Source organism: Klebsiella sp. GL120222-02, from assembly GCF_003097195.1.
GTDB lineage: Bacteria > Pseudomonadota > Gammaproteobacteria > Enterobacterales > Enterobacteriaceae > Klebsiella > Klebsiella variicola.
Genome location: NZ_QEQO01000011.1, coordinates 112,445 through 132,505, shown reverse-complemented (window position 1 = coordinate 132,505; position 20,061 = coordinate 112,445). Strand labels below are relative to the sequence as shown.

The window sequence follows — 20,061 nt, the reverse complement described above, 5'->3', positions numbered from 1 at the left end:
TACGACGCCGTGGATCAGCCGCCGGCTTTTTTGATGGCGGCTTCCAGCGAGGCCTGATCCGCCAGCCCCGGGAAGACGGTGATGCTGGCTTCCGTGGCGCCGGTGGTCGGCATCACGATCACGCCCGGCGTGCCGCTCAGACCAATCTCCTGCGCCAGATCGTTAATGCTCTGCAGCACCGGTTCGACGTCGGTGGCCTTCTTCGCATCAAAGCCGGCTTTCTTCGCCTGCTGCTGGATATCCGCCGTCGTCAGCTTACCTTCGTTATGGCCGGTAGCGTAAATCCCGTTATGGTAGGCCAGATAGGCATCCGCCCCTTTCTGCTGATAGATCTGCAGGCCGGTTTTTGCCGCCTCCAGCGAGCTTTCCCAGCGGCCGCCGAAAATCGGCCACTCTTTAAAGGCGAAACGGGTCTGCGGGTGCGCTTTAATCACCTGCTCCATCACCGGCGCCAGACGGCTGCAGTACACGCACTGGTAGTCGAAGAATTCGATCACCGTGACTTTGCCGTTGGCCGGGCCGTAGGTCGGGGTATTTTTATCCTGGGTCAATACAGCCGCGTTTTTCAGCACTGCCTGAGTGGCCGCGCTGGCCTGCTGTTCAGCCTGTATTTGCTGCAATTTCTGGCTCGCCTGCAGGAGGACTTCCGGGTGGGCGACCAGGTAGTCGGCGGCGATTTTGCCGATTTTCGCCTCCTGTTCCGGGGTGAAAGTCGCCGGCGCGTCAGCGGCAGAGGCCATCGCCGGCAGTAAGACAGCGCTCAGCAGGGCGACAGAGAGGTATTTCTTGTGGCCAGACATAGTGGGGATCCTTGCGATAAGTGAACGGCAGGTGAGTCTGGGTGACAAAATATCACCCTTTTTCGCCGAAGCCTTGCCCAACGGCGCGTTGATTCGTAACTTTATTTTTCAGGCACGCTTTTCCCGCGCGACGGCGTGGGTCTGCGTCAGTGGTCAATGCGCCCCAGGCGGAGTACCCTGCGCAGCGGTTTTTCTTGCTCTTTTTTCAGGTGGTTTCTCTCGAAATGAATGCGTTACTCCAACAATGGGACATGGCGGTGATTATGCTGCAGATTGTCGCCATCGATTTACTGCTGGGCGGCGATAACGCCGTGGTGATAGCCATGGCTTGCCGCAAACTGCCGCCACAAAAGCGCACCAAAGCGATCATCATCGGTACCGTGGGGGCGATCCTGGCGCGCGTGCTGCTGCTGGCGCTCGCCCTGTATCTCCTGTCGCTGCCGTGGCTGAAAATAGTCGGCGCGTTGCTCCTGCTGTGGATTGGTATGAAGCTGGTGAGTAATGAGGAAGAAGAGAGCGTGGTCGGCAGCTCCGCGAGCCTGTGGCGCACCGCGATCACCATCACCGTCGCCGATGTGATCATGTCGCTGGATAATGTGTTGGCGGTCGCTGCGGCGGGGAAAGGGCACATTGCGCTGGTCGCCCTCGGCGTGGCGATCAGCATTCCGATTATCGTCGCGGGCAGTAAACTGGTCCTGGTCCTGCTCATCCGCTTTCCCGCCGTGGTGCTGTTGGGCGGAATGCTCATCGGCTGGATTGCCGGCTCAATGCTGGTCAGCGATCCCACCATTCAGCAACTGTTTCCCGCCGCCGGGGACGGCACCGCGCGCGTGGCTGGCGCCGTCGGCGCGCTGCTGGTGCTGTTTGAAGGATGGCGCCGCCGCCCACGGCCGCAGGCGAAAGAGTAGCCTCGCCCACGACGCCGCCGACCCCGACGGCGTCAAGTTTCCGCCACTTTTCTTCCCCTTCAGGGCGCATTTGCCCTACGCTTTATACTGACGCCTGTTCCAGGGAATATGTAACCACCGCACTGAGCATAGATGAGATAAAATCATGGAATTGAAGGATTATTATGCCATTCTCGGGGTGCAACCAACCGACGATCTGAAAACTATCAAGACCGCCTACCGCCGCCTGGCGCGCAAATATCACCCCGACGTCAGTAAAGAAAGCGATGCCGAAGCCAAATTCAAGGATCTCGCCGAAGCCTGGGAAGTCCTGAAAGATGAGCAGCGGCGCGCCGAATACGATCAGCTCTGGCAGCATCGCAACGATCCCGGCTTCGGTCGCCAGCAGCAGACACACGAGCAGAGCTACAGCCAGCAAGATTTCGACGACATCTTCTCCTCCATGTTTGGCCAGCAGGCGCATCAGCGTCGCCGTCAGCATGCCGCACGCGGCCACGATCTGGAGATCGAAGTGGCGGTGTTCCTTGAAGAGACGCTGGCCGAGCAGACCCGCACCATCAGCTATAACCTGCCGGTGTACAACGTGTTTGGCATGATCGAAAGTGAAACGCCGAAAACGCTGAATGTGAAGATCCCCGCCGGGGTAGTCGATGGTCAGCGTATCCGTCTGAAAGGCCAGGGAACGCCGGGCGAAAACGGCGGCCCGAACGGCGATCTGTGGCTGGTTATCCACATCGCTCCGCATCCGCTATTCGATATTGTCGGCCATAACCTGGAGATCGTCCTGCCGCTGGCGCCATGGGAGGCCGCGCTGGGCGCGAAAGTCACGGTGCCCACCCTGAAAGAGAGCATTCTGCTGACGGTGCCGCCGGGCAGTCAGGCAGGGCAGCGACTGCGTATCAAGGGCAAAGGGCTGGTGAGCAAAACCCACACTGGCGATTTGTTCGCCGTCATCAAAATTGTCATGCCGCCAAAACCAGATGAAAAAGCGCGTGAGCTCTGGCAACAATTGGCCGCCGCCGAAGCCAGCTTCGATCCGCGTAAGACATGGGGGAAAGCCTGATGGCTACAGTAACAGTGACGTTTACCATTACCGAATTGTGCCTGCGTACCGGGGTATCGGAAGAGGAGCTGACGGAGATCGTCGGCTTGGGGATGATTGAACCGCACCAGCCGCAGGCGGAAACCTGGCTATTCGACGACAGCGCGGTGACGATTGTCCATCGCGCGGTGCGCCTGCGTAACGAGCTGGAGCTGGACTGGCCGGGGATCGCGGTGGCGCTGACCCTGCTGGATGAGAACGCGCGGCTGACCCGCGAAAATCGCCTGCTGCAGCAGCGCCTGGCCCGCTTCCTCGCCCACGGATAGGGGCGACATCCCGGGTGGCAGCGTTCCGCCTTCGTGCCGGATGGCGGCTACGCCTTATCCGGCCTACAAACTAAGCACAGCGCAAGCCGGGGAATTTCCCGGGTCGCGGCGTTCCGCCTTACCCGGGCTACCGGACAGTGCAAACAGTAGCCCGGCTAAGCGCAGCCGAAAGCCGGGGAGTTCCCCGGGTCGCGGCGTTCCGCCTTACCCGGGCTACCGGACGGTGCAAACAGTAGCCCGGCTAAGCACAGCGCAAGCCGGGGAATTTCCCGGGTCGCGGCGTTCCGCCTTACCCGGGCTACCGGGCAGTGCAAACAGTAGCCCGGCTAAGCGCAGCGCAAGCCGGGGAGTTTCCCGAATAGCGCAAACTGGGAATAGCGCTTAATCCGGTAACGAACCGGCGAGATTACGCGCGGAGACGCTCTCGCTCACCGGGGCTGGCGGCTCCGGCGCTTTAACCGGCGCGGCCGCTGGCGCAGCTGCCGGGGCGGAAGAGGCCGGCTGGATCTCAAGGAACGAAGCCAGCATCTTACGCAGCGTTTCCGGTTTAGTATCTTCCGCCAGCAGCGCCGCCAACATCGACGGCAAACGGCTATCAACTTCCCCTAACGCCAGCCCCGCCAGCAGCGCCGTACGCGACATATCGCCGCGGTCGCCACGGTGATGGGCCTCAATTTTTGCGTCCGCGAAGCGCTCGCTGGCGCTGATATCCGGGCGCAGGTAAATCAGCACTTTTCTGCGATCCAGAGTCATAGACGCTCCTTAGCCAATAATTTTCAGACCACGCACCAGGGCAAACTGCGGCTCTTCAGCCACCACGAAACGGTCCTCGCGCAGCCCCATACGTTCACGAATCGCATCGGCCACCAGCGGCGCGCCGCCGCCAATCACGATGGCGTGCGAATAGCCTTTAAAGCTATCAATCGCCGTCAGGACGCGGGTGGTCAGACGTTCAATGCTGTTATTGATCACCTTCTTCACCTCAGAAACCGCATCCGGATCGTTGATGTTGTCGGTCAGGTATTCTTCGTCGTGGCGGTTGATGATTATCTGGTCAACGTTATAGCTGGAAGTGTCGGTATTCGCCCGGGCCAGCGCCAGCTTAACGGCATCGGTCACCAGCGATACACCCAGCTTCGGATCGCCGTAAATGCGCGAAACCGAGGTCATCTGCCCGGCGACCATTGAAATATCCAGCGTGGTGCCGCCAAGGTCGATAATCAGCACCGAATGCGACGGTTTCAGTTCATCGCACAGGCTGATCCCCGCCGGAATGGATTCCGGACGCACGGTAACTTTCGTGATATTGAACACCACGCCTTTGTTCAGTTTAACGTCGCGCAGCAGGCTCTTTTTCTTGCGCTCAATATTGTCGAGGCGATATTGCGCATCTTCGTCGTAAAATTCGGTCAGCGGCAGGGTGACCACAATCTCGACATCCTGCGGCTCAAGACCGCTGGTCAGCAGCGCGTGATGGACAGCGATGGAGTTCAACGGGCTATATTGCCAGTCAATGTTATTGGTGGGGAGCGCATCGGGGGTGATCAGGTCGAAAGAGTACTTTTCATCATCCACGGTGTAGTTAAAGGGCTTCCCGGAACCGAAGGTGGCAGACCAGCCGCGTTTGAAACTGTTGGGGCTGATATGGGTGAAAGTTTCGCCATCTTGCTCCCACAGCATTTTGATATTGGTTGAACCATCATCGATAAAAATGCGCATCGCATTGCTCCATCACTGAGACAAATAAGAGAAAAATGTAAGACCCAAAAAGAGTAGCAAGAGTTAAAAAGCCGCGCAAGAGCACGAAAAAGAGACAATTCCGAGTTTTATTTGAGAACAAATGGAGAAGAAAACAATTCAATGCGCCCTGAAAGAGAAATAAATGAGACAAAATAGAGAAATAAAGTTTCTCTCTTTCTGTCTGTTTCAGACACTGTTCTTTTACAAAAAGAGAGCATCCCTCCCCTCTTTCCTCAGCGGTTTTCGCACGCTTTTTACACCTGGTTGGGTACCACAATCGGCCGTTCCGGCTCAGCGACATTTTCCGGTACCCGGCGATATTTATCCAGCAGGTGAATCTGAATACGGCGCAACATATCGCCATTCAGTTTGTAATAACGGAAATAGAGAAACAGCGTCAGGGCGAAAAAGAGCGTCGGCAGCGCAATCATAATCGCCTGCATCCCCAGCAGCGTGTGAGATGACTGCACAACATTCGGCACGTAGCCGATGATACCGAGCACGATGGCAATAAACCAGGCCGCAAACGCCGAGCCCGCTTTCACCACCAGCGTCTGTACCGAGTAGGCGATGCTTTCGCAGCGGATATTCATCGTATATTCGCCGTAGTCGACGGTATCGGCCACCATAATAACCTGCAGCACCCAGAACAGCGCGGTGCCGATATTCAACAGCACCCCGGCCAGCGAAATCAGCGCGATGTTGTAAACGCCGCTCAGCGCCATCAGCAACAGCACGCCGCAGCCCAGCACGGGCATGATCGAAGCACCCGCCCACAGAATGCGCCGCGACAGCCCTTTCACCAGTCGTGGGAACAGGATCAGCGTCAGCAAATTCGCCGCCCCCGCGTAGGACATGTAATACGGGAACATCTCCGCGCTGCCAATCACGTAGGTAAAGTAGTAAATGGCAAAGCCAGCGATAATGTTCGCCGCCGTGTTATAGGCCAGCGCCATGCCTAACAGGCAGGCCAGCTGATCGTTTTTATAGATGAGCGCCACCATCTGGCGCAGTGAAAGATGGCTGGAATCCTCGCTCACGCCGCTATCCGAGGAGTAAACCTCATGCACGTTACGCAGGGTGACCAGGGTGGAAATCACAAAGAAGGCAATCAGCACCAGGGTAAACATCTGGAAACCGAAACCGCGGTCGGCGCCGCCCACGGCGCTGACAAACGGCAGCGTGACGCCGGCCGTCACAAACCCAGCAAGGCTGGCGAAAAAGCGCGGGTAAGGCACCAGTTGTTCACGTTCACGTTTATCGAGGGTAATGGTCGGCACCAGCGACCAAAACGGCACATCCATGATGGTGTAGGTGAAGCCCCACAGCAGGTAGGTTAGCCACACCCACGCCAGTAGGGCCCCGCCGCTGAAGTGATGGGCGCTGAACAGCATATACAGCACCACCGAGTTGGTTATCGTGCCGATCAGGATCCACGGTTTAAACTTCCCCCATCGCGATCGCGTACAGTTGACGATCCATCCCATGATCGGATCGGCTATCGCATCGAGGATCCTTGCCACCAGGAACAAGGTGCCAACCACCCCAACCGACAGGCCAACAATATCGGTGTAGTAATACATCAGATACATGTAGACGATACCGATAGCGAAATCTTTACCAAAGGCACCAAATCCGTAGCTGAGCTTTGTTGTCATTGAAATACTCATAGGGTCCAGGTCGCTGTCGCCAGCGCCTCCTTCAGCGTTTGATAGAGCGTGACAGGCACCGCCGGGTTCGTTGCCCCCGGCGGCATGAGAGGATTAACGGTGCAGCCAGGCCGGCAGCCAGTCGCCGTGGCTGGCGATCAGATCGTCCACCAGCGCGTAGATCTCTTCGATCCCCAGCACCGCGGCGGTGTGCGGATCCATCATCGTGGCGTAATAGACGTAATCGCGATTTTCAGTGAGGATCGCCTGCGTCAGCAGCATCTGCACGTTGATATTGGTCTGCATCAGCGCCGCCAGATGCGCCGGCAGCTCGCCCACTTTCGTCGGCTGAATACCGTTGGCGTCCACCAGGCAAGCCACTTCCACGCAGCAACCCTGCGGCAGGTTGTCGATGAGATCATCGTTGCGCACATTGCCGTACACCACGCTTGGCTCGCCGGTCCAGATGGCGTTCATGATGGTGCTGGCATACTCGCGGGATGGTTTCACCTCGATGCGCTCGCCGCGCTGATAGCTCTCCAGCTCCTGATGCCAGTTGGCCAGTTGCTCGACGCAGCGTTTCGGGTATTCATCCAGCGGCACTTTATAGCGAGCAATAAGGTCATCGCGGCCCGGCTTGATAAACCATGGCGTATATTCCGCGAAATGCTCCGACGATTCGGTGACAAAGTAGCCCAGCTTTTTGAACATTTCGTAGCGGACGATGTTTTCGCAACGCGGGTTGCCGTGCAGGTTAGGCTTCGGCGCCCGGCCCTCGGCGTAGGCCTGCAGCAGGTCGGGATAGAGACTGCCGTAGCTGCCATCCGCGAGCTTTTTCTCCAGCGACAGATAGAACGCCATATGGTTGATTCCCGCGCAGCGGTAGCGTAAATCCGCCGGATCGAGATCGAGGTCGCGCGCCAGCTCTTCCGCCGTCCCCTGTACCGAATGGCAGAGGCCAACCTGCTTGATATGCGGGTAGCGGGCGTACATGGCCCAGGTATTCATCGCCATCGGGTTGACGTAGTTAAGCAGGGTGGCGTCCGGGCAGACCTCGGTCATATCGTCGCAGATAGCCCACAGGTGCGGGATGGTGCGCAGCGCGCGCATAATGCCTCCCGGCCCCAGCGTATCGGCAATGGTCTGCTCCAGGCCGTGGCGCTTGCAGACGGTAAAATCGGTGACCGTACAGGGCTCATAGCCGCCAATCTGGAAAGCGACCACAACGAAATCGGCACCCTGCAGGGCGGTTTTACGATCGCGATGGCAGCTGATTTCGCCGTTCGCGCCCACCGAATCCATCAGCTTGCGCACCACGATATGCGACTCCTCCAGCCGGGTTTCATCGATATCCATCAGCGCGATATGCGCCGATTTCAGCGCCGGGCGCTGGAAAACATCACCGAGAATATTTTTGACGAACACCGTCGAACCGGCGCCGATAAAAGTAATTTTTGGGGCGGTCATCACGCACTCTCCATCAGGTCATTGAACACTTGCAGAGTGGCACGTCGTTCAGCGTTACGCTGCCCTGTTCCCGCCGGAGCATTCCCGGAAACTCAGATCGGCCATTAAGCGCCACAAAATCTGAGTTTTTGGCAATAGATCGACTTAAAAGGAGAGAAAACGGGCCGGTTATTCCGCTAAGCTGTAGTCAGTTCTGGCGAAAAATGCAGCCACTCTGACAATCCAGGAATAGGTTAATCATGGAACACCGCTTTACTTCCCTGCCCCCCGATCCCTTTATGTGCAGCAGCGACGAAAAGCAGAGCCGCAGCCCGCTGGCGCTCTACTCCGAGTATCAGCGTATGGATATCGAACTGCGCCCGCCGCACGCCATGCCCACCAGCCACTGGCACGGCCAGGTGGAGGTCAACGTGCCGTTCGACGGCGATGTAGAGTATTTGATTAATAACGAAGTGGTGCGCATTGAGAAAGGCTATATCACCCTGTTCTGGGCCTGTACGCCGCATCAGCTGACCCGCCCCGGCGATTGCCAGCAGATGGCGATATTCAACCTGCCGATGCATCTGTTTCTGTCGTGGCCGTTGGACCGGGAGCTTATCAACCACGTCACCCATGGAATGGTAATTAAGTCCCTCGCCGCGCAGCAGTTAAGCGCCTTTGAAGTGCGCCGCTGGCAGCAGGAGCTGAACCACGACAATGAACAGATTCGCCAGCTGGCGATCGATGAAATCGCCCTGATGCTCAAGCGGCTGAGCCTCTCCGGCTGGCAGCCGATTCTGGTCAACAAAACCTCGCGCACCCACAAGAACAGCGTCTCGCGCCACGCGCAGTTTTATGTCAGCCAGATGCTGGAGTTTATCGCCGCCCACTACGACCAGGCGCTGACCGTCAATGCCGTTGCCGAGCACGTGAAGCTCAACCCGAACTACGCGATGGGGGTCTTTCAGCGGGTGATGCAGCAGACCATGAAGCAGTATATTACCGCCATGCGTATCAATCATGTGCGGGCGCTACTGAGCGATACCGACAAGACCATCCTGGATATTGCCCTTACCGCCGGGTTCCGCTCCAGCAGCCGCTTCTACAGCACCTTTACCCGCTACGTGGGCATGCCGCCGCAGCAGTACCGTAAACTTAGCCAGCAGCGACGTCACGGGCTGGCCTTGCCGGAGGCATAAAAAATGCCGCCGGGGTCTCCCCAGGCGGCATGATTAACAGTGAAAACGGTTAGTCGTTGATACGCGGATGCTGCTGCACCAGACGCGACCGTTTTGCCTGCAGATCGGCGATCTCCTGATCGATATCTTCGATTTTTTGTTCGATGTTATCGTAGTGCTCGCCAAGGATTTCTTTCGCTTCCTGGATATCCGACGCCGCCGGGGTCGCCCCTTTCAGCGGGCGGTTAGCCGTCTCTTTCATCGACAGACCCGTCGCCATCCCCACCACCGCGATGACCATCAGGTAGTACGCCGGCATCATCAGGTTCTGAGTGGTTTCCACCAGCCACGCTGCCAGGGTTGGCGTCAGACCAGCAACCAGCACCGAGATGTTAAAGGCGCTGGCCAGGGCGCTGAAGCGGATGTGCGTCGGGAACATCGCCGGCAACGAGGAGGCCATCACCCCGATAAAGCAGTTCAGCACGACCGCCAGCAGCAGCAGACCAGCGAAAATCAGGCCAATCACGTTGCTGTTAATCATAATGAAGGCCGGGATCGCCAGGGCAAACAGCGCCACGCTACCAATCAGGATGAACGGACGACGGCCAAAGCGGTCGCTGAGCATACCGATAACCGGCTGCACAAACAGCATCCCGACCATGATGGCGATGATGATCAGCACCCCATGATCTTCCGAGTAGTGCAGGTTATGCGACAGGTAGCTCGGCATATAGGTCAGCAGCATGTAATAGGTCACGTTGGTGGAAATCACCAGACCAATACAGGTCAGCAGGCTACGCCAGTGCTTGGTGGCAATCTCTTTAAAAGAGACCTTCGGCCCGTCCTGCAGTCCTTCACGGTCGCCCTGCTCCATGGTGTCCACATGCTGCTGGAACGCCGGGGTCTCTTCCAGCGCATGGCGCAGATAGAGACCGATGATGCCTAACGGCAGCGCCAGGAAGAACGGGATACGCCAACCCCAGTCGAGAAAGTTCTGTTCCCCCACCACGCTGGAGATGAGAACCACCACGCCGGCCCCCATCACAAACCCGGCGATGGAGCCAAAGTCCAGCCAGCTGCCCATAAAGCCGCGTTTACGGTCAGGAGAATATTCCGCGACGAAGATCGATGCCCCGGTATATTCACCGCCGACCGAGAAGCCTTGCGCCATTTTACACAGCAGCAGCAGGATCGGCGCCCAGATGCCTATCGTGGCATACGACGGAATCAGGCCGATACAGAAAGTACTTATCGACATGATCACGATGGTTATTGCGAGGATTTTCTGCCGACCATATTTATCGCCCAGCATCCCGAAAAACAGGCCGCCTAACGGACGAATTAAAAATGGAACGGAGAAGGTACCCAGTGCGGCAATCATCTGCACGCTTGGGTTGGCATCGGGGAAGAAGACTTTACCTAAGGCGTAGGCCACAAAGCCATAGACGCCGAAATCGAACCACTCCATCGCGTTACCCAGGGAGGCCGCGGTGATCGCCTTTTTCAGTTTACCATCATCGATGATGGTCACATCCTTAAGGGTGATGGGCTTTATTTTTTTCCTTTTAAGCATATTTTTCCTCTGCTACTCCGCCTTGAGTACACGCATCATCGCCGAATGACAAGGCCATTCGTATCGTGCGTCAGGAGCGGTGAATTGCTGTGCTCCTCATTTCAAGCGTAGCAGGTTTGCCTGCACTGTCTGCTGACAGAATGTACAACCGAACCTGTTGACGCCTGCTCTGGCTACTGGTGAATAAATAGAGCGGCCGATCGTGATACCTGATGAAATTGACCTGCTCCCCTTTTTTACCCTAACAGCGTTTATATCTGCGATCAACTTCACATAAATTTACCGCCTTATTACAGAGTGTCCGAAAATAAATAAGTTCATTTTACTGGCTGCTCGCAAAAATTATTTCCTCACTCCCCCTTATCCTCTGGCGGATAATTTTGGCGGTTATTCTGCTTTCACCCGAATAGTGTGATGGGTAATTTTTACTAAAAAAACACCCGACAAAAGTGGGTGATTGCGCTATAATCAGCCACACTTTCGGCTATCAGCCGCTGTTTAGAGGACCAACGTCCTGTTTTCCGACGACATCACGAGGAACGTCATGCAACTGCCACACTGCCCTAAATGCGATTCGACTTACACTTATGAAGATAACGGCATGTACATCTGCCCGGAATGTGCCCATGAGTGGAACCCTGCCGAGGCGAAAGAAGAGAGCGACGTTCTGATCGTTAAAGATGCCAATGGCAATTTACTGGCCGATGGCGATAGCGTTACCGTCGTGAAAGATCTGAAGGTAAAAGGCAGCTCTTCGATGCTGAAAATCGGCACCAAAGTGAAGAATATCCGTCTGGTCGAAGGCGATCACAATATTGACTGCAAAATTGACGGTTTTGGTCCGATGAAGCTCAAGTCGGAATTCGTCAAAAAGAACTGATTTATTTCCGGGAGGGCGGCGTCATTATTTTCCTGCACCACCGTCGCCGCTCCCGATATCATCGTGCCCCACCCGCTCCCTGTGCAACCTGTTATTTTCCGCCTCAGTCCCCGCTATTTTCACTGACCATTTCGCCGCTATGCCGCTACACATTTTCGCGCTGCCGTCTGGCTCAACAGCGTCCCCGGCGACTACGCTTTACGGGTTACGGTCACTGAGGTATTCACCATGTCCTTAAGTCCCTACCTTGCCTTTGCAGGCAACTGCGCCGAGGCAATCGCCTTCTATCAGCAGACGCTGGGCGCGGAGCTGATGTTTAAAATGACCTTTGGCGAAATGCCGCCCCCGGCGCAAGAAGCGTCAGACGGCTGCCCGTCTGGCCAGAAGATGGCAGATGATGCCATCGCCCACGCCAGCCTGCGCATCAATAATGGCGAGCTGATGCTGAGCGACAGCGCCTTCGGGCCCGATGTGCATTACGCCGGCTTCACCCTCGTCCTCGATCCCAGCGATGTCGCTGAAGGCCAGCGCTGGTTCGACGCGCTGGCCGTCGGCGGGCGCATTGAGATGGCCTGGCAGGAAACGTTCTGGGCCCACGGCTTCGGCAAAGTCGTCGACCGCTTTGGCGTCCCCTGGATGATCAACGTGGTCAAACAAGGCTGACCCCGCCAGGGCGGCCCGGCCGCCCTGTCATCCGTCTGGCACCAACTCTTCATCCTTTGGTCATCATCACTTAACCGAAATGCAACATAAACCGGTCAGGATCGGCCCACAACGCGAGGGACCTCCTCGCCTATGCTGTGTGAGGCTTGATGACTATGCACCTGTCCAGACATCCGACCAGTTATCCCACGCGCTATCAGGAAATCGCCGCCCGACTTGAGCAGGAGCTGCGCCACCACTATCGCTGCGGCGACTATCTGCCCGCCGAACAGCAGCTGGCGACGCGCTTTGACGTTAACCGCCATACCCTGCGCCGGGCTATCGACCAGCTGGTTGAACGCGGCTGGGTCCAGCGCCGTCAGGGCGTCGGCGTGCTGGTGCTGATGCGGCCGATCGATTACTCGCTTAATGCTCAGGCGCGGTTCAGCCAGAACCTGCTGGAACAGGGCAGCGATCCCACCAGCGAAAAGCTGCTGTCGGTGCTGCGCCCCGCCAGCGCGCATGTTGCCGAGGCCTTTGGCATCAATGAGGGCGAGAACGTCATCCACCTGCGCACCCTGCGCCGGGTCAATGGCGTCGCCCTGTGCCTGATCGACCACTACTTCGCCGACCTGCGTTTCTGGCCGGTATTGCAAACCTTTAGCCACGGATCGCTGCACGACCTGCTGCGCGATGAGCTCGACGTCAAACTGACCCGGGCACGCACCAAAATCAGCGCCCGCCGCGCGCAGGCGAAAGAGAGCAAGCTGCTGGAGATCCCCAACATGGCGCCGCTGCTCTGCGTACGCACCCTCAACAGCCGCCAGGGCGAGCAGACCCCCATCGAATACTCCGTCAGCCTGACCCGCGCCGACATGATTGAATTTACCATGGAGCACTGAATGCACTTCGATACCGCCACCCGCCAGCGCTGGATGTCCGTGCTGGCCCACAGTGAACCGCAAGATCTTCTGGCGCGCATGCAGTCCCTGCAGCTGGCGCCGGCGTATGAATTGATTCGCACCCCGGAAACCGGGCTGGTACAGCTCCAGGCCCGCATGGGTGGCATCGGCGACCGTTTCTTTGCCGGCGACGCCACGCTCACCCGCGCGGCGGTACGTCTGGCCGACGGGACGCTCGGCTACAGCTGGATCTTAGGCCGCGACCGCCCGCATGCCGAACGCTGCGCGGCCATCGACGCCCTGCTGCAGTCGCCTCGCCATTTTCATACGTTAATGGAAACCCTGATAACCCCGCTGGAAGCGCTACGCAGCGCGCGCATTGAAGCCCGACGCGCCGAAGTCAACGCCAGCCGGGTCGACTTCTTTACCCTGGTTCGCGGAGATAACGCATGACCTTACAACCCGCTTTTACCCTGGCTGTGCAGGATGCCCAACACAGTTTTCGTCGCCTGCTGAAAGCGATGAGCGAGCCGGGGGTGATTGTCTCCCTGCAGCAGCTTCAGCACGGCTGGCAGCCATTGAACGTGGCCTCCACCAGCCTGCTGTTGACCCTTGCCGATCATGAAACGCCGGTCTGGCTCGCCAGCGCTCTGCATAACGATCTGGTGGGACAGAATCTGCGCTTTCATACCGGCGCGCCGCTGGTGGATCAGCCGCAGCAGGCGGTTTTTGCCGTCGCCAATGACGGCATCAGCGCCGAGCAGCTCAACGTCCTTTCCGCTGGCACCGTCACTGCTCCGGAAACCGGCGTCACGCTGATTGTTCAGCTCGCCAGCCTCAGCGGCGGACGCATGCTGCGCCTGACCGGGGCAGGCATTGCCGAAGAGCGAATGATTGCGCCGCAGCTGCCGGACTGCATCATCGACGAATTAACTGAACGCCCGCATCCGTTCCCGCTGGGCATCGACCTGATCCTCACCTGCGGCGAGCGCCTGCTGGCGATCCCGCGCACCACCCACGTGGAGGTTTGCTAAATGTATGTAGCCGTCAAGGGCGGCGAGAAGGCTATCCTCGCCGCTCACGCCTTACAGGAACAGAAACGGCGGGGCGATGGACGGCTTCCCGAACTGAGCGTTGATCAGATAGGCGACCAGCTCAACCTGGCGGTGGACCGGGTGATGACCGAGGGCGGCATCGCCGACCGCGAACTGGCGGCGCTGGCGCTCAAGCAGGCCAGCGGTGATAACGTCGAAGCGATCTTCCTGCTGCGCGCCTACCGCACCACCCTGCCGAGGCTGGCGGTCAGCGAACCGATTAACACTGCGGAGATGCGCCTCGAACGCCGCATCTCCGCAGTGTACAAAGACATTCCCGGCGGCCAGCTGCTAGGCCCCACCTACGACTACACCCATCGCCTGCTCGATTTTACCCTGCTGGCCAACGGCGAAGCGCCGTCTGTGCAGCAAGCCGATGGCGAAGCAGAGCCGACGCCGCACGTCTTTAGCCTGCTCACGCAGCAGGGGCTGGCGAAGGCCGAGGAAGATCGCGGCACGCCGCCCGACGATATCACCCGCACCCCGCCGGTCTACCCCTGCTCGCGTTCCTCGCGCCTGCAGCAGCTGATGCGCGGCGATGAAGGTTACCTGCTGGCGCTGGCCTATTCGACCCAGCGCGGCTATGGCCGCAACCATCCGTTTGCCGGCGAGATCCGCAGCGGCTACGTGCAGGTGGAAATCGTGCCGGAAGAGCTGGGCTTTAGCGTCAATATTGGCGAGCTGCTGCTCACCGAATGCGAAATGGTCAACGGCTTCGTCGCCCCGCAGGATGAGCCGCCGCACTTCACCCGCGGCTACGGTCTGACCTTCGGCATGAGCGAGCGCAAAGCAATGGCCATGGCCCTCGTCGACCGCGCCCTGCAGGCGCCAGACTATGACGAAGAGATTGCTGGCCCGGCTCAGGATGAAGAGTTTGTGCTGGCCCATGCCGATAACGTCGAAGCGGCCGGCTTCGTCTCGCATCTGAAACTACCGCACTATGTCGATTTCCAGGCCGAACTGGCGCTGTTGAAACGCCTGCAACGGGAGAACGAACGTGGCTAACCCACTGACTGGCTATAACTTTGCTTATCTCGACGAGCAAACCAAGCGCATGATCCGCCGGGCGATCCTCAAAGCGGTGGCCATTCCCGGCTACCAGGTGCCGTTCGGCGGTCGCGAAATGCCAATGCCCTACGGCTGGGGCACCGGCGGCATCCAGCTGACCGCCAGCGTCATCGGCGAGAACGACGTGCTGAAGGTGATTGACCAGGGCGCGGATGACACCACCAACGCGGTGTCGATTCGTCAGTTCTTTAAGCGCGTCACCGGTGTCGCCACCACCGAGCGTACCGAAGACGCCACCCTGATCCAGACCCGCCACCGGATCCCGGAGACGCCGCTGGTGGAGGATCAGATCCTGATCTATCAAGTGCCGATCCCGGAGCCGCTGCGCTTTATCGAGCCGCGCGAAACCGAAACCCGCACCATGCACGCGCTGGAAGAGTACGGCGTCATGCAGGTGAAACTGTATGAAGATATCGCCCGCTTCGGCCATATCGCCACCACCTACGCCTACCCGGTGAAGGTCAATGGCCGCTACGTGATGGACCCTTCGCCGATCCCGAAATTCGATAACCCGAAAATGCACATGATGCCGGCGCTGCAGCTGTTCGGCGCCGGGCGCGAAAAGCGGATCTACGCGGTGCCGCCCTATACCCCGGTGGAAAGTCTCGATTTCGATGACCATCCATTTACCGTGCAGGAGTGGGATGAACCCTGCGCCATCTGCGGCTCGCGCCACAGCTACCTCGACGAAGTGGTACTGGATGACAGCGGCCAGCGGATGTTTGTCTGCTCCGATACCGACTATTGCCGCCAGCAGAGCGAGGGGCAGAAAAAATGAGCCAGCCATTACTTGCTGTGAATAACCTGACCCATCTCTACGCCCCGGACAAAGGTTTTCGCGATGTCTCCTTTGAACTGTGGCCGGGAGAAGTACTCGGCATCGTCGGGGAGTCCGGCTCCGGTAAAACCACCCTGCTGAAGGCGATCTCTGCCCGCCTGAGGCCACAGCAGGGCGAGGTGCTGTACCAGCAGCGCTCGCTGTATGCCATGAGCGAAGCCGAACGCCGCCGCCTGCTACGTACCGAATGGGGCGTGGTGCATCAGCACCCGATGGACGGCCTGCGTCGCCAGGTCTCCGCCGGGGGCAACATCGGCGAACGGCTGATGGCCACCGGCGCCCGCCACTACGGCAACATTCGCGCCACCGCCGAAAAGTGGCTGCAGGAGGTGGAGATCCCGCCCTCACGCATCGACGACCTGCCCACTACCTTTTCCGGCGGCATGCAGCAGCGTCTGCAGATCGCCCGCAATCTGGTTACCCAGCCGAAGCTGGTGTTTATGGATGAACCCACCGGCGGGCTGGATGTGTCCGTGCAGGCGCGGCTGCTTGATCTGCTGCGCGGCCTGGCGGTGGAGCTGAATCTGGCGGTGGTGATTGTTACCCACGATCTCGGCGTCGCCCGTCTGCTGGCGAACCGTCTGCTGGTGATGAAGCAGGGCCAGGTAGTCGAGAGTGGCTTAACCGACCGGGTGCTCGACGATCCGCACCACCCTTACACCCAGCTGCTGGTGTCGTCGGTGTTGCAGAATTGATGCTGTTTTGCCGGGTGGCGGCTACGCCTTACCCGGCCTACAGGTGCGTTATTCGTAGGCCGGGTAAGCGAAGCGCCACCCGGCAACCCAACCCCGCGAGGGCTAACATGATCCGCGTTGAAAACATCCATAAAACCTTTGTTCTGCACCAGCAGCACGGCGTGCGCCTGCCGGTGCTGGCCGACGCCTCGCTGACCGTTAACGCCGGGGAGTGCGTGGTACTCCACGGTCACTCCGGCAGCGGCAAATCGACGTTGCTGCGTTCGCTGTATGCCAATTATCTGCCGGACAGCGGCCATATCCATATCCGCCACGGCGACGAATGGGTGGACCTGGTCACCGCCACGCCGCGCAAGGTGCTGGAAGTGCGCAAAACCACCATCGGCTGGGTCAGCCAGTTTCTGCGGGTGATCCCGCGCATTTCGGCGCTGGAGGTGGTGATGCAGCCGCTGCTCGACCTTGGGACGCCGCGTGAAGCGAGCGCCGCGAAAGCCGCACTGCTCCTGACCCGCCTCAACGTTCCGGAACGCCTGTGGCACCTTGCGCCGTCGACCTTTTCAGGCGGCGAGCAGCAGCGGGTCAACATCGCCCGCGGCTTTGCGGTCGACTATCCGATTCTGCTCCTTGATGAACCCACCGCCTCACTGGATGCCAAAAACAGTGCTGCCGTGGTCAACCTGATCCACGATGCCAAAGCGCGCGGCGCGGCCATCGTGGGGATTTTCCATGACGAAGGGGTACGCCGTCAGGTCGCCGACCGACTGCACCCCATGGGAATGACAGCATGATTATCAATAACGTAAAACTGGTTCTCGACGACGACGTGGTCCACGGTTCACTGGAAGTCCAGCACGGTCGCATCCTCGCTTTCGCCGAAAGCCAGAGTCGGCTGCCGCAGGCGCTGGATGGGGAAGGCGGCTGGCTGCTGCCGGGCCTTATCGAACTGCATACCGATAACCTCGACAAGTTCTTTACCCCGCGACCGAAGGTAGACTGGCCGGCCCACTCGGCGATGAGCAGCCATGACGCCATGATGGTCGCCAGCGGCATCACCACCGTGCTGGACGCCGTGGCGATTGGCGACGTGCGTGATGGCGGCGATCGTCTTGAGAATCTGGAGAAGATGGTCAATGCGGTGGAAGAGACGCAAAAGCGCGGCCTCAACCGCGCCGAGCATCGCCTGCACCTGCGCTGCGAGCTGCCGCATCACACCACGCTGCCGCTGTTCGAAAAGCTGATTGACCGCGAGTCAGTGAGCATGGTCTCTCTGATGGACCACTCCCCGGGCCAGCGTCAGTACGCCGATCGCAGTAAGTACCGCGATTACTATCAGGGCAAATACCATCTCACTCACGACGAAATGGACCGTTTTGAAGCCGAGCAGATGGCCCTGGCCGCCACCTGGTCGCAGCCGAATCGTCAGACCATCGCCGCCATGTGCCGCGCCCGTCGTATCGCCCTCGCCAGCCACGACGACGCCACCGAGGCGCATGTGGCCGAATCCAGTCAGTTAGGTAGCGTCATCGCCGAGTTTCCCACCACGCTGGCCGCAGCGCAGGCTTCACGTCAGCATGGGATGCACGTCCTGATGGGCGCCCCCAATATCGTGCGCGGCGGTTCCCACTCTGGCAACATCGCGGCGCACCAGCTGGCGAGCAGTGGTTTGCTGGACATTCTCTCGTCTGACTATTACCCCGCCAGCCTGCTGGATGCCGCTTTCCGCATCGCCGACGCCGAGGATAACGCCTTCACCCTGGCGCAGGCGATCCGTCTGGTCAGCAAGCATCCGGCGCAGGCGCTGGGCCTTGACGATCGCGGCGTCATCGCCGAGGGGAAACGCGCCGACCTGGTGCTGGCGCACCGTCGCGGCGAGCATGTGCACATCGACCATGTCTGGCGCCAGGGAACGAGGGTCTTTTAATGCCGGGAAAACTGATTTGGCTGGTGGGCCCCTCTGGCTCCGGTAAAGACAGCCTGCTGGCGGCGCTGCGCGAGCGCGAGCACCCGCAGCTGCTGGTGGCCCATCGTTACATTACCCGCCCGTTTAACGCGGGCAGCGAGAATCATATCGCCCTCAGCGAACATGAATTTTTTACCCGCGCCGAGCAGCATCTTTTTGCTCTCAGCTGGCACGCCAACAATACTTACTATGGCATTGGCGTGGAGATCGACCTGTGGCTGCACGCTGGCTTTGACGTGGTGGCCAACGGCTCCCGCGCCCACCTGGCGCTGGCCCGGGAACGCTACGGCGAGGTGCTGGTGCCGATCTGTCTCGCCGTCTCGCCGCCGGTGCTCCGCCAGCGGCTGGAGCAGCGCGGCCGGGAAAACGCGCTGGAAATCGCCCAGCGTCTGGATCGCGCCGCGCGCTATAAGCCGGACAATTGCCTGACGTTGAATAATGACGGGAGTCTTCGACAATCGGTTGACGATTTCTTCCGCCTGCTGCGCAGCCACGTGGCACGCGTAGAAGATCAGCCGGTATGAGTGAAAGGTGACACGATGAGCCTGACAATCCGTTTAACCGGCACCGGCGGCGCCCAGCTGGTGCCCGTCTTCGGTTGCGACTGCGCGGCCTGCCGCCGCGCCCGCCGCGAGGAGAGCCACCGACGCCGCCCCTGTAGCGGCGTGGTCACGTTCAACAGCGCCGTGACGCTGCTTGATGCCGGACGACCGGATCTGATGGAACATCATCCCGCCGGTAGTTTTCAGCAGGTGCTGCTGACCCACTACCATCTGGATCATGTGCAGGGGCTGTTTCCGCTGCGCTGGGGAGTCGGCGCGTCGATCCCGGTCTATGGCCCGCCGGACGACGCCGGCTGCGACGATCTGCTCAAGCACCCCGGCCTGCTCGATTTTAGCCAAACCGTCACGCCGTTTGTGGTGTTTGACCTGCAGGGGTTGCGGGTAACGCCCCTGCCGCTCAACCACTCGAAGCTCACCTTCGGTTATCTGCTGGAGTCGGCCCACAGCCGGGTGGCCTGGCTCTCGGATACCGCCGGGCTGCCGGACAAGACGCTGAAGTTTTTACTCAACAACCGCCCGCAGGCGATGATCATTGATTGCAGTCATGAGCCGCGCGCGCAGACCCCGCGTAACCACAACGATCTAAACACTGTCCGCCACCTTAACCAGGTGATTGGCTGTCCGCGGGTGATCCTCACCCATATCAGCCACCTGTTAGATGTCTGGATGATGGATAACCCGCTGCCGACAGGTTTCGAAGCGGGATATGACGGGATGGAAATCGTGCTGGATTAAGTGCAGGTCCGTTGCGGAGCGA

22 protein-coding genes and 1 pseudogene are annotated in these 20,061 nt (G+C 59.3%); 16 read left to right on the top strand and 7 right to left on the bottom strand.

The features are described from left to right. Positions 1–14: 14 nt before the first annotated feature. Complete coding sequence (locus N438_RS25270; RefSeq protein ID WP_008807232.1) at positions 15–800, bottom strand: DsbA family protein; 786 nt, start codon at positions 798–800, stop codon at positions 15–17. Positions 801–1,024: 224 nt separating this feature from the next. On the opposite strand from N438_RS25270, the gene N438_RS25260 reads away from it, so the two are divergent. Further along, positions 1,025–1,708: a TerC family protein gene (locus N438_RS25260; protein WP_116696577.1), complete on the top strand. Its 684-nt coding sequence runs from the start codon at positions 1,025–1,027 to the stop codon at positions 1,706–1,708. Here N438_RS25260 and N438_RS28455 read toward each other — a convergent pair. After that, positions 1,671–1,778, bottom strand: a pseudogene (locus tag N438_RS28455) (hypothetical protein); the annotation flags it as partial. The gene N438_RS25260 and the pseudogene N438_RS28455 sit on opposite strands and share 38 nt — an antisense overlap. A 75-nt stretch (positions 1,779–1,853) precedes the next feature. Between N438_RS28455 and cbpA the strand changes: the two are divergent. Next, on the top strand, positions 1,854–2,771 hold the full coding sequence (gene cbpA, locus N438_RS25255) for a curved DNA-binding protein (RefSeq protein ID WP_008807234.1): 918 nt from the start codon (positions 1,854–1,856) through the stop codon (positions 2,769–2,771). Beyond that, positions 2,771–3,076: a chaperone modulator CbpM gene (cbpM, locus tag N438_RS25250; RefSeq protein ID WP_012543142.1), complete on the top strand. Its 306-nt coding sequence runs from the start codon at positions 2,771–2,773 to the stop codon at positions 3,074–3,076. Before cbpA ends, cbpM begins: the two co-directional genes overlap by 1 nt. 381 nt (positions 3,077–3,457) lie before the next feature. Here cbpM and N438_RS25245 read toward each other — a convergent pair whose 3' ends face one another. From N438_RS25245 to N438_RS25230, 4 genes are all read right to left on the bottom strand, one after another. Next, positions 3,458–3,829, bottom strand: a complete 372-nt coding sequence (locus N438_RS25245; RefSeq protein ID WP_012543143.1) for a plasmid partitioning/stability family protein — start codon at positions 3,827–3,829, stop codon at positions 3,458–3,460. Positions 3,830–3,838: 9 nt separating this feature from the next. Next, positions 3,839–4,795 (bottom strand): plasmid segregation protein ParM domain-containing protein, encoded by a 957-nt coding sequence (gene parM, locus N438_RS25240; RefSeq protein WP_004146678.1) that lies wholly within the window; start codon positions 4,793–4,795, stop codon positions 3,839–3,841. A 275-nt stretch (positions 4,796–5,070) separates the two neighbouring features. After that, the gene (gene melB, locus N438_RS25235; RefSeq protein WP_012543144.1) at positions 5,071–6,486 is read right to left on the bottom strand and encodes a melibiose:sodium transporter MelB; all 1,416 of its coding nucleotides are present in this window, start codon (positions 6,484–6,486) and stop codon (positions 5,071–5,073) included. A gap of 93 nt (positions 6,487–6,579) precedes the next feature. Beyond that, positions 6,580–7,932, bottom strand: a complete 1,353-nt coding sequence (locus tag N438_RS25230) for an alpha-glucosidase/alpha-galactosidase (RefSeq protein ID WP_116696576.1) — start codon at positions 7,930–7,932, stop codon at positions 6,580–6,582. Positions 7,933–8,171: 239 nt separating this feature from the next. Here N438_RS25230 and melR point away from each other — a divergent pair, with 239 nt between their 5' ends. Next, positions 8,172–9,110 (top strand): transcriptional regulator MelR, encoded by a 939-nt coding sequence (gene melR / locus N438_RS25225; RefSeq protein ID WP_008807239.1) that lies wholly within the window; start codon positions 8,172–8,174, stop codon positions 9,108–9,110. Positions 9,111–9,159: 49 nt separating this feature from the next. Here melR and proP read toward each other — a convergent pair whose 3' ends face one another. Then, a complete protein-coding gene (proP, locus tag N438_RS25220; RefSeq protein WP_008807240.1) occupies positions 9,160–10,662 on the bottom strand; it encodes a glycine betaine/L-proline transporter ProP in 1,503 nt (500 codons plus the stop codon). Between the two features lie 544 nt (positions 10,663–11,206). Between proP and N438_RS25210 the strand changes: the two genes are divergently transcribed. The 12 genes from N438_RS25210 (at position 11,207) to phnP (ending at position 20,039) form a co-directional block, all read left to right on the top strand. Beyond that, the gene (locus N438_RS25210; RefSeq protein WP_039102733.1) at positions 11,207–11,542 is read left to right on the top strand and encodes a zinc ribbon domain-containing protein YjdM; all 336 of its coding nucleotides are present in this window, start codon (positions 11,207–11,209) and stop codon (positions 11,540–11,542) included. 228 nt (positions 11,543–11,770) lie between these two features. After that, entirely contained in the window at positions 11,771–12,205 is a 435-nt protein-coding gene (yjdN, locus tag N438_RS25205) for a VOC family metalloprotein YjdN (RefSeq protein WP_002885221.1), read from the top strand. Positions 12,206–12,360: 155 nt separating this feature from the next. Further along, complete coding sequence (gene phnF / locus N438_RS25200) at positions 12,361–13,086, top strand: phosphonate metabolism transcriptional regulator PhnF (RefSeq protein WP_116696575.1); 726 nt, start codon at positions 12,361–12,363, stop codon at positions 13,084–13,086. Continuing rightward, positions 13,087–13,539 (top strand): phosphonate C-P lyase system protein PhnG, encoded by a 453-nt coding sequence (phnG, locus tag N438_RS25195; RefSeq protein ID WP_008807243.1) that lies wholly within the window; start codon positions 13,087–13,089, stop codon positions 13,537–13,539. Continuing rightward, positions 13,536–14,120 carry a phosphonate C-P lyase system protein PhnH gene (gene phnH, locus N438_RS25190; RefSeq protein ID WP_008807244.1) on the top strand — a complete coding sequence of 195 codons (585 nt, stop codon included), beginning with the start codon at positions 13,536–13,538 and terminating at the stop codon, positions 14,118–14,120. Before phnG ends, phnH begins: the two co-directional genes overlap by 4 nt. Further along, on the top strand, positions 14,121–15,185 hold the full coding sequence (locus N438_RS25185) for a carbon-phosphorus lyase complex subunit PhnI (protein WP_008807245.1): 1,065 nt from the start codon (positions 14,121–14,123) through the stop codon (positions 15,183–15,185). It abuts the gene before it with no gap. Beyond that, positions 15,178–16,026, top strand: a complete 849-nt coding sequence (locus N438_RS25180) for an alpha-D-ribose 1-methylphosphonate 5-phosphate C-P-lyase PhnJ (protein WP_002885202.1) — start codon at positions 15,178–15,180, stop codon at positions 16,024–16,026. The genes N438_RS25185 and N438_RS25180 overlap by 8 nt, the downstream gene beginning before the upstream one ends. Next, the gene (gene phnK / locus N438_RS25175) at positions 16,023–16,781 is read left to right on the top strand and encodes a phosphonate C-P lyase system protein PhnK (RefSeq protein WP_016160123.1); all 759 of its coding nucleotides are present in this window, start codon (positions 16,023–16,025) and stop codon (positions 16,779–16,781) included. The genes N438_RS25180 and phnK overlap by 4 nt, the downstream gene beginning before the upstream one ends. Positions 16,782–16,888: 107 nt before the next feature. Next, positions 16,889–17,569, top strand: coding sequence for a phosphonate C-P lyase system protein PhnL (gene phnL / locus N438_RS25170; protein WP_048964565.1), 681 nt, complete (start codon positions 16,889–16,891; stop codon positions 17,567–17,569). Continuing rightward, positions 17,566–18,702 (top strand): alpha-D-ribose 1-methylphosphonate 5-triphosphate diphosphatase, encoded by a 1,137-nt coding sequence (gene phnM / locus N438_RS25165; RefSeq protein WP_016160122.1) that lies wholly within the window; start codon positions 17,566–17,568, stop codon positions 18,700–18,702. Before phnL ends, phnM begins: the two co-directional genes overlap by 4 nt. Continuing rightward, complete coding sequence (gene phnN / locus N438_RS25160; RefSeq protein WP_012543150.1) at positions 18,702–19,265, top strand: ribose 1,5-bisphosphokinase; 564 nt, start codon at positions 18,702–18,704, stop codon at positions 19,263–19,265. Before phnM ends, phnN begins: the two co-directional genes overlap by 1 nt. A 15-nt stretch (positions 19,266–19,280) precedes the next feature. Continuing rightward, positions 19,281–20,039: a phosphonate metabolism protein PhnP gene (gene phnP, locus N438_RS25155; RefSeq protein WP_116696574.1), complete on the top strand. Its 759-nt coding sequence runs from the start codon at positions 19,281–19,283 to the stop codon at positions 20,037–20,039. The last annotated feature ends 22 nt before the right edge of the window (positions 20,040–20,061 follow it).